We start from the raw sequence: 12,611 nt of genomic DNA, 5'->3' as shown, positions 1-12,611 counted from the left end.
TCACGACGCCTCCTATGACTGCCTCGAACGCTTCCTCCCCGGCGACGCTCTCGCTCGCCCGTCCCGACGACTGGCACCTGCACCTGCGAGACGGCGACATGCTGGCCGCCGTGCTGCCGCACACCGCGCGCCAGTTCGGCCGTGCGATCGTCATGCCGAACCTGAAGCCGCCGGTGACGACCACCGCGCAGGCGCAGGCCTATCGCGAGCGCATCCTCGCCGCGCTGCCGGCCGGGATGACGTTCGAACCGCTGATGACGCTGTACCTGACCGACAACACGCCGCCCGACGAGATCCGCCGCGCGCGCGAAAGCGGCTTCGTGCACGGCGTGAAGCTGTATCCGGCCGGTGCGACGACGAATTCCGACCACGGTGTCACCGATCTCGCGAAATGCGCGAAGACGCTCGAGGCGATGCAGGAAACCGGCATGCCGCTGCTCGTGCACGGCGAGGTGACCGACGCATCGATCGACCTGTTCGACCGCGAGAAGGTCTTCATCGACCGCGTGATGACGCCGCTGCGCCGCGATTTCCCGGGCCTGAAGATCGTGTTCGAACACATCACGACGAAGGACGCGGCCGACTACGTGCGCGACGCCGATGCGGCGCCCGGCCTGCTCGGCGCGACGATCACCGCGCATCACCTGCTGTACAACCGCAATGCGCTGTTCGTCGGCGGGATTCGCCCGCATTACTACTGCCTGCCGGTGCTGAAGCGCGAGACGCATCGCGTCGCGCTGGTCGAGGCCGCGACGTCGGGCAACCCGCGCTTCTTCCTCGGAACCGACAGCGCGCCGCATGCGCGCGACGCGAAGGAAACCGCGTGCGGCTGCGCGGGCTGCTATACGGCACTGCATGCGCTCGAACTGTATGCGGAAGCGTTCGACCACGCCGGTGCGCTCGACAAGCTGGAAGGTTTCGCGAGCTTCTTCGGCGCCGATTTCTACGGGCTGCCGCGCAGCGCCGAGACGGTCACGCTGCGTCGCGAGGCATGGGAGTTGCCGCGCGAGATCTTCGCGGGCGATACGCCCGTCGTGCCGCTGCGCGGCGGCGAGACGATCGGCTGGAAACTGGCGTGACCTTCGCGCCGCCGCGCGAACCTGGCCAGGCGGCCGGTAGCGGGGCGGCGGATTTTGCGCGGATCGACTGGTCCGTGCCGTGGCTCGCGCCGTACGCGGGCCCCGGCCGCGTTGTACAGGCGGCCGCAAGGGCGGGCGAGGCCGCGCTGCTCGACGCGCTGAACGGCACCCTGGGCGATACCGGGCCCGACGGCCCGCGCACCAGCGGCCGTGGCCGGCCGCTGCGGTTCGTGCCGCAGGCAGCATTGCCGCCCGGCGTCGCGTACGAGACCCATATCGCAGAGACGGGCGGTGTCCCGACCCGCCACAATCTGCACGACTTCTTCAACGCGCTCGTCTGGTTCGCGTATCCGCGCGTCAAGGCCGCACTGAACGCGCGCCAGGCCGCGGCGATCGACGCGGCGGGCGGGGTCGGCCCCGTGCGCGGCACGTTGCGCGACGCGCTCACGCTGTTCGACGAGAACGCCGCGTTGTTCGTGACGGCCGACCGTGCGCTCGCCGACGCGCTGCGCGGGTTCGACTGGCTGCGGCTGCTGGTCGCCGCGCGCGATGCGTGGGGCACGCGCTGCGAGGCGCGGCTGGTCGGCCATGCGCTGCTCGAGAAACTCGTCGCGCCTTACAAATCCTGCACCGCGCACACGTGGATCGTCGAAGTGGGCGCCGACTATTTTTCGTGGCCCGACGCGCAACGCATCGCGCATGTCGACGCCCGTGTCGCCGCGGAACTCGCGACGCGCGCGCTGACGAGCCGCGATTTCGCGCCGCTTCCGGTGCTCGGCGTGCCGGGCTGGTGCGATGCGAATGTCGAGCCCGCGTTCTACGACGATCCGGCCGTATTTCGCAGCGGCCGCCGCTCGCGCGCTGCCGGCGGCGGCGCGCAGTGCTAGAATGCGCGTCGCAAAGCAGGCCAGGCAGTCGCGGCCTCGCCGCCTTCGGGCGCGCGGGGGCGAGGAAAGTCCGGACTCCACAGGGCAGGGTGATGGCTAACGGCCATCCGTGGCGACACGCGGAACAGGGCAACAGAAAGCAAACCGCCGATGGCCCGGCGCAAGCCGGGATCAGGTAAGGGTGAAACGGTGCGGTAAGAGCGCACCGCGGCGACGGCGACGTTCGCCGGCACGGTAACCTCCACCCGGAGCAATTCCAAGTAGGCAGGCGCGCATCTTCGGATGCAGGACGGGGCCCCCGTCTCGTCTGCGGGTAGGAAGCTTGAGCGCGTCAGCAATGGCGCGCCTAGAGGAATGGCTGCCACGCGTTGCGTGCTTCGGCGCGCAGCGTGCACAGAATCCGGCTTATCGGCCTGCTTTGCCGTTCGAATGCGAAAGGGCCGGCGTCTCCCAATGGAGCGCCGGCCCTTTTTTCATGTGTGCTCGCCGTGCGGTCAGCCGGCGACGATGTCGAACGAATGCGTGAGTTCGGCCGTCTTCGCGATCATGATCGACGCGGAGCAATACTTATCGTGCGACAGGTTGATCGCGCGTTCGACCGTGGCCGGGTTCAGGTTGCGGCCGGTGACGGTGAAGTGGAAGTGCACTTTCGTGAACACCTTCGGGTCTTCGCTCGCGCGTTCGGCCTTCAGTGTGACCGAGCAGCCGCTGACTTCCTGGCGGCTCTTCTTCAGGATCAGCACGACGTCATAGGCCGTGCAGCCGCCGGTGCCGAGCAGCACCATCTCCATCGGGCGCGGCGCGAGGTTGTGACCGCCGCCTTCGGGCGCGCCGTCCATCGCGACGAGGTGGCCGCTGCCGGTCTCGGCGGAAAACGCCATGCCGTCCTGACCCATCCAGCTTACTTTGCATTCCATGCTTGCACTCCAGCGTTGCCTGATTCGGATTCGATCCGGCATTGTAGCCCGCGGCGCAACGGCCGGCTGATGCGGTGCACGACGCGCAACGCGGGCACCGCGTGAGTGGCGCCCCGGACAGCCAATTCCCCTCCGGACTTAGGGGTTTTGCTCTAGATGAGGGCGGCTCCTGATCGTGCTTTCCGGAATCAGGTCATTGATTTCAAAGAGAAAAGTCGTGATTCAAACGCGCCGCATTAAATTTCATATTGTGGCGTTTGATTTCGCAATGCAAATTTTCTTGTGGAGTCTACGACGCGTTCGTATAATGAGCCTCATTGGTTGTCGCGCTGCGGCAACCTCCGAATGTCTCCTCCACCCTCCTCCTATGGTGGATTAAGCCCGAACCAGCCGTTCGGGCTTTTTTTCGTCCCATGCAAACATCGGCGCGCGGTTTGCGCGCGCCGACAGGGTCACGCGGGCTGCCTTGCGGCAGGCTGCGAGGTCGCGTCGGGCGGCGTGCCGCGCGGGCGCGCATCGGGCGCCGGCGCGTGGACGGCCGACGCATGCCCGTGCCCGCGTGCGCAGAAGTGGCGGACGCGTTCGCGCACCGCGCGCAGGCGGGCGACGCGATCCTCGGCATGCGCGGCACGGGCTTCGGCAAGGCGTGTATCGAGGGCTTCGAGCTTGGCTTCGCAGTCGGCGCGGGCGGCGACGGCAGGTGCCGCGGCGGCCAGCATCACGGCCGCGAAGAAGGGTGTAAGTCGTTGATTCATCATGCTTGTTTGTTGTTTTCCGTGTTCGGCCGGTCTGGCGCGGCAAGGTCATGTGCCGCGTGTCGATGGGTGCCTCCCCGGGCGCTCGGTTCGCCTGGCTTGTCGGGGCACGACCGGATTTTGGCCCATTTCGGCCGCCGTGGACACGGGGAGCGGATTCCCTTTGACCGCGTTGCGGTATTTCCTTTATAATTCAGGGCTTTTCCGCATTCATGCCCACGGAAAAAGAACAGGGAGAGCCTGCACCGCGCCTCGAAGCGCACACAGACAAGCAGGAAGAACACATCGGGCAAAGCAATTTTTTTGGATCGATCATGAAGACGTTTTCCGCAAAAGCCCATGAGGTGACGCGCGAATGGTACGTGATTGACGCGACGGATAAGGTTCTCGGCCGTGTTGCCAGCGAAGTGGCACGCCGTCTGCGCGGCAAGCACAAGCCTGAGTTCACCCCGCACGTCGACACTGGTGATTTCATCATCATCATCAACGCGAGCAAGTTGAAGGTCACGGGCAACAAGACTCTGGACAAGAAGTACTACCGTCACTCGGGCTACCCGGGCGGTATCTATGAAACGACGTTCGGCAAGATGCAGGAACGCTTCCCGGGCCGCGCGCTCGAGAAGGCGGTCAAGGGCATGCTGCCGAAGGGCCCGCTCGGTTACGCGATGATCAAGAAGCTGAAGGTCTACGCAGAAGCGACGCATCCGCACTCGGCTCAACAGCCGAAGGCGCTCGAGATCTAAGGGGACCCACATGATCGGTAACTGGAACTACGGTACGGGCCGCCGCAAGAGCGCAGTCGCACGTGTCTTCATCAAGGCTGGCAAGGGCGACATCATCGTCAACGGCAAGCCCATCGCTGACTACTTCTCGCGCGAAACGTCGCTGATGATCGTGCGTCAACCGCTGGAACTCACGAACCACGGCCAGACGTTCGACATCAAGGTGAACGTGAACGGCGGCGGCGAAACGGGTCAGGCAGGTGCAGTGCGCCACGGCATCACCCGTGCACTGATCGACTACGATGCGACGCTGAAGCCGTCGCTGTCGAACGCAGGCTTCGTCACGCGCGATGCACGTGAAGTCGAGCGTAAGAAGGTCGGTCTGCGCAAGGCACGCCGCGCCAAGCAGTTCTCGAAGCGTTAATTCCGCTTCATGGCCGCGCCGCTCCCGGGCGGCGTCCGCCGGAAAAACCGCCAGCTTTCGCGCTGGCGGTTTTTTTATGCCCGTTTCCAGGCGCGTGCTGCCGCGGCCTGCGCATGCGTGTTTGATGAAATCGACAAGAACCTATTGATTTCATGGACTTCAGCACGATCTTCTGATCGGCCCTACAATAGCGGCTAAAGCTTTTTGGAGAGTTCGCAATGAACGCTGTTACCGAATCCGCAGCAACGACGGCCGAAATGCCGGTTCCGTTCGTCTTCACCGACGCCGCAGCCGACAAGGTCAAGCAACTGATCGACGAAGAGGGCAATCCCGACCTGAAGCTGCGCGTGTTCGTGCAGGGCGGTGGCTGCTCCGGCTTCCAGTACGGCTTCACGTTCGACGAGGAAGTCAACGAGGACGACACCGTGATGAACAAGAACGGCGTCCAGCTCCTGATCGACTCGATGAGCTACCAGTACCTGGTCGGCGCCGAGATCGACTACAAGGACGACCTCAACGGCGCCCAGTTCGTGATCAAGAACCCGAACGCGACCACCACCTGCGGGTGCGGCTCGTCGTTCTCGGTCTGAGCGCACGACAGATCCACGCCGGTTCGCCGGAATGAAAAACGGGGCATCATGCCCCGTTTTTTGTGCCCGTTTTCCATGCGGCGCTCGCCACGCGGCCGGCATCGCATCAGCGCGGATAGAGTGCGCCGAGCACGCGGTTGCCGCCCGCACCGGTGACCGTCGCGAGATTGCCGGGCTGGCGCGCGGTGAAACGGTACGCGAGCCACGCGAACGCGAGTGCCTCGACCTGCTGAGGCGGCACGCCGAGTGCCGCCGTCGTATCGACCGTGGCCGGCACGCCGGCCTCGTGCAGCGCGTGCCGGAGCGCATCGAGCAGCACCGGATTGCGTGCGCCGCCGCCGCATACGAACACGGCCTTGCAGCTCGCTGCGTGCCGTGCGATCTCGCGCGCGACCGAAACGGCCGTGAGCGCGGTGAGGGTGGCCTGCACGTCCTGCGGCGCGACGTGTGAGAACGCGGCGAGCTTCGCGTCGAGCCAGGCGGGATTGAACAGGTCGCGCCCGGTGCTTTTCGGCGGCGGTGCGGCGAAATAGGGCTCGTCGAACAGCGCGTCGAGCAGCGCTGCATGGACGGTGCCGCGCGCCGCGAACTTGCCGCCGTCGTCGTACGGCTTGCCGAGATGGCGGGTCGCCCATTCGTCGAGCAGCGCATTCGCGGGGCCGCAGTCGAAACCGCGCACGTCGCCGCCTTCGCCGGGCAGGATCGTGATGTTGCTGATCCCGCCGAGATTGCAGACGACGCGCGTCTCGCCCGCTGCGCCGAACACCGTTGCATGGAAGGCCGGCGCGAGCGGTGCCCCGTGGCCGCCTGCCGCGACGTCGCGGCTGCGGAAATCGGCGATCACGTCGACCTGGGCCAGCTCGGCGAGCAGTGCCGGGTTGTTGATCTGCCGCGTATAACCGCGCTCGGGGCGATGGCGCACGGTCTGGCCGTGCACGCCGATCGCGCGGATCTCGTCGCGCGACAGCCCGGCCGTGCGCTGCAATTCGTGGCAGCACACCGCATAGCGCGCGACCAGCGCGTTCGCGGCGAGCGATTCGCGGTCGATCTCGTCGTCGCCGGGCTGCTGCAGCGCGAACAGCACGTCGCGCAGCGATTGCGCGAAGCCGACGAACGCTTCCGCGAGCACGACCGGCGCCTTGCCGGCCTCGAAACGCACGGCGACGCCATCGACGCCGTCCATGCTGGTTCCCGACATCAGCCCGAAGTAGATGCCGTCGGCCGGATGGGCGTTTTGCGGTTGTCGTTGCGGCACGTTGGGTTCTCCTGGATCGTGCGGCGCGGGCCGGTGCCGCGCGCCTTGCGCCCGATTATCCGCGCAACGCGGCGCGCCGTTAAGCGATGGGCGCGCAAGTTATGGGAAAATCCCTGTTTTTGCGACATTCTTCCTGGCACCGATGAGCACCGAACCCAGTTCCAAGCCTGTTTTCCCGATCACCGACGAAGTCCGGCATGCGCTCGCCGTCACGAAGCGCGGCGTCGACGAACTGCTGATCGAGGAAGAGTTCGCGCAGAAGCTCGCGCGCAGCGCGGCCACGGGCACGCCGCTTCGCATCAAGCTCGGCCTCGATCCGACCGCACCCGACATCCACATCGGCCACACCGTCGTGCTGAACAAGATGCGTCAGCTGCAGGACCTCGGCCACACGGTGATCTTCCTGATCGGCGATTTCACGTCGCTGATCGGCGATCCGTCGGGCCGCAACGCGACGCGCCCGCCGCTCACGCGCGAGCAGATCGAGTCGAACGCGAAGACCTACTTCGAGCAGGCCGCGCTCGTGCTCGATCGCGAGAAGACCGAGATCCGCTACAACAGCGAATGGTCGATGCCGCTCGGCGCGGACGGGATGATCAAGCTCGCGTCGCGCTACACGGTTGCGCGGATCCTCGAACGCGAGGATTTCACGAAGCGCTTCCAGGGCGGCGTGCCGATCTCGATCCACGAATTCCTGTACCCGCTGATGCAGGGCTACGATTCGGTCGCGTTGAACGCCGATCTCGAGCTGGGCGGCACCGACCAGAAGTTCAACCTGCTGGTCGGCCGCGAGCTGCAGAAGCAGTACGGCCAGGAACAGCAGTGCATTCTCACGATGCCGCTGCTCGAAGGCCTCGACGGCGTCGAGAAGATGTCGAAGTCGAAGGGCAACTATGTCGGCATCAGCGAGAAGCCGACCGACATGTTCGGCAAGCTGATGAGCATCTCGGACACGCTGATGTGGCGTTACTTCGAACTGCTGTCGTTCCGCGGCCTCGACGAGATCGCCGGCTTCAAGCGCGAGGCCGAAGGCGGCCGCAACCCGCGCGACTTCAAGGTGCTGCTCGCGCAGGAAATCGTCGCGCGGTTCCACTCGCAGGCCGACGCCGAACGTGCGCTCGAGGACTTCAACCACCGCGCGAAGGGCGGCGTGCCGGACGACATCCCGTCGGTCACGCTCGCGGGCGCACCGCTCGCGATCGGCCAGTTGCTGAAGCAGGCGGGGCTCGTGCCGTCGACGAGCGAAGCGCTGCGCAATATCGAGCAGGGCGGTGTGAAGATCGATGGCGCGACCGTGTCGGACAAGGGCCTGAAGGTCGAAGCCGGCGAGTTCGTCGTCCAGGTCGGCAAGCGCCGCTTCGCGCGCGTCACGCTGACCGCATGATCGCGCTGATCCAGCGCGTGAAGCGCGCCGACGTGCGCGTCGGCGACCGCACGACGGGCGAGATCGGCGCGGGCCTGCTCGCGCTCGTCTGCGCGGAGCGCGGCGACACCGATGCAGCGGCCGACAAGCTGCTCGCGAAAATGCTCGGCTACCGCGTGTTCAGCGATGCCGCCGGCAAGATGAACCTGCCGGTGTCGAATATCGACGGCGAGGGCCGCGCAGGCGGCTTGCTGCTCGTGTCGCAGTTCACGCTGGCGGCCGATACCAACAGCGGGCTGCGTCCGAGCTTCACGCCGGCCGCGCCGCCCGACGAAGGCGCGCGGCTTTTCGACTATTTCGTCGCGGCCGCGCGTGCGCGCCATCCGGTCGTCGAGACGGGCGAGTTCGGCGCCGACATGCAGGTGTCGCTCGTCAACGACGGCCCCGTGACATTCTGGCTGCAAGTGCGGCCCTGATTCTTCCCCGGAGACGCCCCGCGATGGCCACCACGCAGATTCTTTTCATCCGCCATGGCGAGACGGCCTGGAATCGCATCAAGCGCATCCAGGGCCATATCGACATCCCGCTGGCCGATACGGGGCTCGCGCAGGCCCAAAAGCTGGCCGCGCGGCTCGCACGCGACGCGCGTGACGGTGCACGGATCGACGCGGTCTATTCGAGCGACCTGATGCGCGCGCAACAGACCGCGCAGCCCTTCGCCGATGCGCTCGGGTTGCCGCTGTTGCTGCGGGAAGGGCTGCGGGAACGCTCGTACGGCGCATTCCAGGGGCACGACAGTACCGAGATCGAGGCGTTGTTTCCGGACGCATACGCGGCGTGGCAGACGCGCGATCCGGGCTTCGCGCCGGAAGGCGGCGAGTCGCAGCGTGAGTTCTATCACCGCGTGCTGCACGCGCTCGAGCCGATCGTGGCCGCGCACCCGGGCGGCCGGATCGCGTGTGTCGCGCACGGCGGCGTGCTCGACAGCGTGTACCGGTTTGCAAACGGCATCGAACTGTCGGCGCCCCGCAATTATCAGCTGCTCAACACGAGCATCAACGTCGTCGATTACGCGGATGGCCGCGCGCAGGTCGTGCAGTGGGCCGACGTCTCGCACCTGGACGCCGCGAGCGACGACGACGGGTACCGCAAGGTGCTCTGAACCGGCAGGCTCCGTCCGGCATGGCCGGCCGGGGCTTCCTTCCTGCGTGGCGCTCGCCGCTTACTGCGGCAGCGCGTGGCGGGTCTTGTAGTCGAGCGCGTACGCGATCTTGCCGGGCTTGTCCGCCGCGATCGGCTGGCGCAGCTTGTCGAATTCCCCCTTGTTGTATTTCTTCCCGCCGTTGATCGCGTCCGCGCGCCCGAGGTCGGCGCCCGTCTTGCCGTCGATCACGGGGTCCGTGGCCGCGACCATGCGCGCCGACGCATTCCAGGCCGCGTTCAGGTAGCCCGTGTCGGCCTTTGCCGGATCGGGATCGGTTGCGCCGGCGCGCGTCAGGTCGTAGCCGTCGAGCGAGAACGTGCCCGGTTGCGCGCGCAGCCAGTCGGCCCAGTAGAACTCGAGGTAGTCGGTGGCTTGTGCGGGCTTGCTGTAGGCGATGTCGCGCGTGAAATAGACGAGCGAGCGGTAGCGGTCGTTCGTCATCCCGAGTTTCAGGCCGAGCCCGGTCGGCAGTTGGGCGGCCGTGATCGGCTTGCCGTCACCGTTCTTGAGGCGCAGATAACCGCGGCTCTGCATCTGCTGCCAGAACGCGTCGCCCGAGTAGTCGCTGAGGTTGTCCTTGACGACGACGTGCACGTGCAGCGCCGGGCCGCCGTCGGGCGTCTCGTAGTAGGTCGACAGGCCGTGGTGGCCGTCGGTCAGGTACAGCGCATCGCCGTTCGGGCCGATCACGACCGGGTTCAGCACCGACCGGTCGCGGGCGTTCGCGTCGGTCGTCTTGCACGCGTAACTGGCGGGATCGCGCAGTACCGACTTGGCCGTGTAGCCCGCCGCAGCGACACCGCCGAGGCCTTCGTCCGCACAGAAGTCGTCGAATTTCTTGTCGGGCTGCAGTTCGTAGCGGCCGAGCTTGTAGTAGATCTGGTCGTAACCGATTGCACCCTGCGTCGGATGGAGGTCGCCGAGCGTCACGTCGATCAGGTCGCCCGCTCGGGCAGCCTTCCACTTGCCTGGTTGTGGCGTGACGGTGGCGGGCGGCGCCGGGGCGGGCGCGGTCGGGGTGCCGCCGGACGGCGTTTGCGCGTCCGAACGCGCGACGGCGGCGACATCGTCGCCTCCACAGGCGCCGAGGGCGAGGACGGCGGACAGGCTGGCGGCGAGGGCGAAACGGATCGGCAGGCGTGGCATCGCGGGTATCGGGTGTCGGTCGGATTGGCGGAACACCGCGCGGGTCACGGACAGGCGGGACGGACGGCGCGTGCGACCGTGCGCGGGTGCAAGCCCGTCAGCTTGTCACAGGTATTTGACAGCAAATTGAAATGACGGGAAGAGGCGGATCGTCAGGTGGATGAGGCGCTGTCGGGCGGTGCTGCCGTCGCGCGGCGGCGCGCACGCTTTGACGCGCCGTTCACGAGCGCCCAGCGCAGCACGGGCGCGACGACCCGTATGCCGGGCCGGACCACCGCGCGCCGCAGTGGCGCGAACGTCGACACGCCGAGCATGCGCTGCGCCCATGGCGGCAGCAGGTCGATTCCGGCATGCATCACCAGTGACGCGGCCGGCCGCAGCACCGGCTTCGCGACCGGCACGTTCAGCAGGATGGACATCACGTCGAACGTACGCGGCCCGGCCTCGAGTTCGGGCTGCATGCGTGCGAGATACGCGGCCACCTCGGCACGCGAACGGGGAACCTCGTGTGCGCCGAGCAGTTCGGCGACCAGTGCCGTCTCGGCGTAGTAGCGATCCTGCAATTCACCCGGCAGGGCCGGATTCACGTAGCGCAGATGCGCGGCGAGGAAACTCGATACTTCCGCGACGTGCACCCAGGTCAGCAACGCCGGATCGTCGGCGCGATACGGCCGGCCGTCCGGTGCGGTGCCCGATATGTGCGCGTGGATCGATTTCACGCGCTCGATCAGTGCGAGGGCGTCCGCGCGACTGCCGAAGGTCGTACCGGTGATGAACGTGGCGGTGCGCCGCAAGCGACCCAGGATGTCGGTGCGAAACGACGAGTGATCCCAGACGCCCGCGAGGGCGAGCGGATGGAGCGCCTGCAGCAGCAGTGCGGCGATGCCGCCCGTCATCATCGACGTGAAGTCGGCATGTACGCGCCAGCAGACGGCGTCGGGGCCGAACAGCCCCGGGTCTCCGGGCGGAGAGGAGAGGTCGAGCGACGGGCCGCCGCCGCCCGCCGTCAGGTGCGTGACGCCGGCCACGAGCCGCTTGCGGATCGGCTCGGCCCAGCGCGGGCCCGGTGCGGGTGCGGTGGGGTGGTGGCTGGGCGGCGTCGTCATGGCGGGTGCGGCTCGGGCGACGGGTTACTTCCCGTCGGGGGTATCCCACTCGCCGCGTTCGGTGCGGCCGGCGTCGGGCACGGAAAGCCCGAAGTGGCGATACGTGAGCAGCGTCGCGACGCGCCCGCGCGGCGTGCGCTGCAGGAAGCCCTGCTGGATCAGGTAGGGCTCGAGTACGTCCTCGATCGTGTCGCGCTCTTCGCCGATCGCCGCCGCGAGGTTGTCGATACCGACCGGGCCGCCGTCGAACTTGTACAGGATCGCCTCGAGCAGCTTGCGGTCCATCAGGTCGAAGCCGACCGGATCGACGTCGAGCATCGCGAGCGCGGCATCGGCGACGGCCGCGGTGATCTGGCCGTCGGCCTTCACTTCCGCGAAGTCGCGCACGCGTCGCAGCAGCCGGTTCGCAATCCGCGGCGTGCCGCGCGAGCGCTTCGCGATTTCCAGCGCGCCGTTCGGATCGATCTGCGCGTTCAGCAGCGATGCCGAGCGCCGCACGATGCGCGACAGTTGATCGGCGTCGTAGAACTCGAGGCGCGCAACGATCCCGAAACGGTCGCGCAGCGGGTTGGTCAGCATCCCGGCGCGGGTGGTGGCGCCGACCAGCGTGAACGGCTGCAGGTCGAGCTTCACGCTGCGCGCGGCCGGGCCTTCGCCGATCATGATGTCGATCTGGTAATCCTCGAGTGCCGGATACAGGATTTCCTCGACGACCGGCGACAGCCGGTGGATTTCGTCGATGAACAGCACGTCGTTCGCCTCGAGGTTCGTCAGCAGCGCGGCGAGATCGCCCGCGCGCTCGAGCACGGGGCCGGACGTCTGGCGCAGGTTCACGCCCATTTCCCGCGCGATGATGTGCGCGAGCGTCGTCTTGCCGAGGCCCGGCGGCCCGAACAGCAGCACGTGGTCGAGCGGCTCGGAGCGGCGCTTGGCGGCTTCGATGAAGATCTCGAGCTGGCCGCGCACCTTTTCCTGGCCGACGTAGTCGTCGAGCTGGCGCGGCCGCAGCGCACGTTCGAACACCTCCTCGTGCGACGAGGCGGGCGTGGCGGCGATGATCCGCGGCTCGGTGGCGAGTTTGTCGGTTTCAATCATGCGGCCATTGTACCGCGCGCCGCACTCCCGCCCACCTGGCCGAACGGCCGACTGGCGCGCGATGCCGC

14 protein-coding genes and 1 other RNA gene are annotated in these 12,611 nt (G+C 67.2%); 9 read left to right on the top strand and 6 right to left on the bottom strand.

Going from position 1 to position 12,611, the window contains the following annotated elements:
* Positions 1-14 precede the first annotated feature (14 nt).
* The 3 genes from pyrC to rnpB all read left to right on the top strand — a co-directional run bounded on the left by pyrC (position 15) and on the right by rnpB (position 2,390).
* Positions 15-1,079: a dihydroorotase gene (gene pyrC / locus E9536_RS32515; RefSeq protein WP_136472151.1), complete on the top strand. Its 1,065-nt coding sequence runs from the start codon at positions 15-17 to the stop codon at positions 1,077-1,079.
* A complete protein-coding gene (locus E9536_RS32510; RefSeq protein ID WP_136472149.1) occupies positions 1,076-1,966 on the top strand; it encodes a DUF3025 domain-containing protein in 891 nt (296 codons plus the stop codon). Before pyrC ends, E9536_RS32510 begins: the two co-directional genes overlap by 4 nt.
* A 12-nt stretch (positions 1,967-1,978) precedes the next feature.
* Positions 1,979-2,390, top strand: an RNA gene (gene rnpB / locus E9536_RS32505) — RNase P RNA component class A.
* A gap of 70 nt (positions 2,391-2,460) precedes the next feature.
* Here the strand turns inward: rnpB and E9536_RS32500 are convergent.
* The gene (locus E9536_RS32500; protein ID WP_027788367.1) at positions 2,461-2,925 is read right to left on the bottom strand and encodes an OsmC family protein; all 465 of its coding nucleotides are present in this window, start codon (positions 2,923-2,925) and stop codon (positions 2,461-2,463) included.
* A 410-nt stretch (positions 2,926-3,335) separates the two neighbouring features.
* Positions 3,336-3,641 carry a DUF1090 family protein gene (locus E9536_RS32495; RefSeq protein WP_060174144.1) on the bottom strand — a complete coding sequence of 102 codons (306 nt, stop codon included), beginning with the start codon at positions 3,639-3,641 and terminating at the stop codon, positions 3,336-3,338.
* A 311-nt stretch (positions 3,642-3,952) separates the two neighbouring features.
* On the opposite strand from E9536_RS32495, the gene rplM reads away from it, so the two are divergent.
* The 3 genes from rplM (at position 3,953) to erpA (ending at position 5,374) form a co-directional block, all read left to right on the top strand.
* Complete coding sequence (gene rplM / locus E9536_RS32490) at positions 3,953-4,381, top strand: 50S ribosomal protein L13 (protein ID WP_009687896.1); 429 nt, start codon at positions 3,953-3,955, stop codon at positions 4,379-4,381.
* Positions 4,382-4,391: 10 nt separating this feature from the next.
* Complete coding sequence (rpsI, locus tag E9536_RS32485; RefSeq protein ID WP_011883283.1) at positions 4,392-4,784, top strand: 30S ribosomal protein S9; 393 nt, start codon at positions 4,392-4,394, stop codon at positions 4,782-4,784.
* A 218-nt stretch (positions 4,785-5,002) separates the two neighbouring features.
* On the top strand, positions 5,003-5,374 hold the full coding sequence (gene erpA, locus E9536_RS32480) for an iron-sulfur cluster insertion protein ErpA (protein WP_006751888.1): 372 nt from the start codon (positions 5,003-5,005) through the stop codon (positions 5,372-5,374).
* A gap of 106 nt (positions 5,375-5,480) precedes the next feature.
* Here erpA and E9536_RS32475 read toward each other — a convergent pair whose 3' ends face one another.
* A complete protein-coding gene (locus E9536_RS32475; RefSeq protein ID WP_124839504.1) occupies positions 5,481-6,629 on the bottom strand; it encodes an anhydro-N-acetylmuramic acid kinase in 1,149 nt (382 codons plus the stop codon).
* A 142-nt stretch (positions 6,630-6,771) separates the two neighbouring features.
* On the opposite strand from E9536_RS32475, the gene tyrS reads away from it, so the two are divergent.
* Genes tyrS through E9536_RS32460 form a run of 3 tightly spaced genes read left to right on the top strand, consistent with a single transcriptional unit; the run spans position 6,772 to position 9,154 of the window.
* Positions 6,772-8,013 carry a tyrosine--tRNA ligase gene (gene tyrS / locus E9536_RS32470; RefSeq protein WP_059685236.1) on the top strand — a complete coding sequence of 414 codons (1,242 nt, stop codon included), beginning with the start codon at positions 6,772-6,774 and terminating at the stop codon, positions 8,011-8,013.
* Entirely contained in the window at positions 8,010-8,468 is a 459-nt protein-coding gene (dtd, locus tag E9536_RS32465) for a D-aminoacyl-tRNA deacylase (protein WP_011350959.1), read from the top strand. Before tyrS ends, dtd begins: the two co-directional genes overlap by 4 nt.
* Before the next feature lie 23 nt (positions 8,469-8,491).
* Positions 8,492-9,154 (top strand): histidine phosphatase family protein, encoded by a 663-nt coding sequence (locus E9536_RS32460; RefSeq protein ID WP_059693814.1) that lies wholly within the window; start codon positions 8,492-8,494, stop codon positions 9,152-9,154.
* Positions 9,155-9,214: 60 nt separating this feature from the next.
* Here E9536_RS32460 and E9536_RS32455 read toward each other — a convergent pair whose 3' ends face one another.
* The 3 genes from E9536_RS32455 to ruvB all read right to left on the bottom strand — a co-directional run bounded on the left by E9536_RS32455 (position 9,215) and on the right by ruvB (position 12,543).
* Positions 9,215-10,342: a ParB/Srx family N-terminal domain-containing protein gene (locus E9536_RS32455; RefSeq protein ID WP_134255641.1), complete on the bottom strand. Its 1,128-nt coding sequence runs from the start codon at positions 10,340-10,342 to the stop codon at positions 9,215-9,217.
* Between the two features lie 152 nt (positions 10,343-10,494).
* A complete protein-coding gene (locus tag E9536_RS32450; protein WP_136472147.1) occupies positions 10,495-11,448 on the bottom strand; it encodes an oxygenase MpaB family protein in 954 nt (317 codons plus the stop codon).
* A gap of 24 nt (positions 11,449-11,472) precedes the next feature.
* Positions 11,473-12,543, bottom strand: coding sequence for a Holliday junction branch migration DNA helicase RuvB (gene ruvB / locus E9536_RS32445; protein WP_136472145.1), 1,071 nt, complete (start codon positions 12,541-12,543; stop codon positions 11,473-11,475).
* Positions 12,544-12,611: the final 68 nt, after the last annotated feature.

Origin of the sequence: Burkholderia sp. LS-044, from assembly GCF_004803625.1 — a bacterium.
Taxonomy (GTDB): domain Bacteria; phylum Pseudomonadota; class Gammaproteobacteria; order Burkholderiales; family Burkholderiaceae; genus Burkholderia; species Burkholderia cepacia.
The sequence above is the reverse complement of the archived record's forward strand: the minus strand, read 5'-3'. Positions and strand labels throughout refer to the sequence as shown.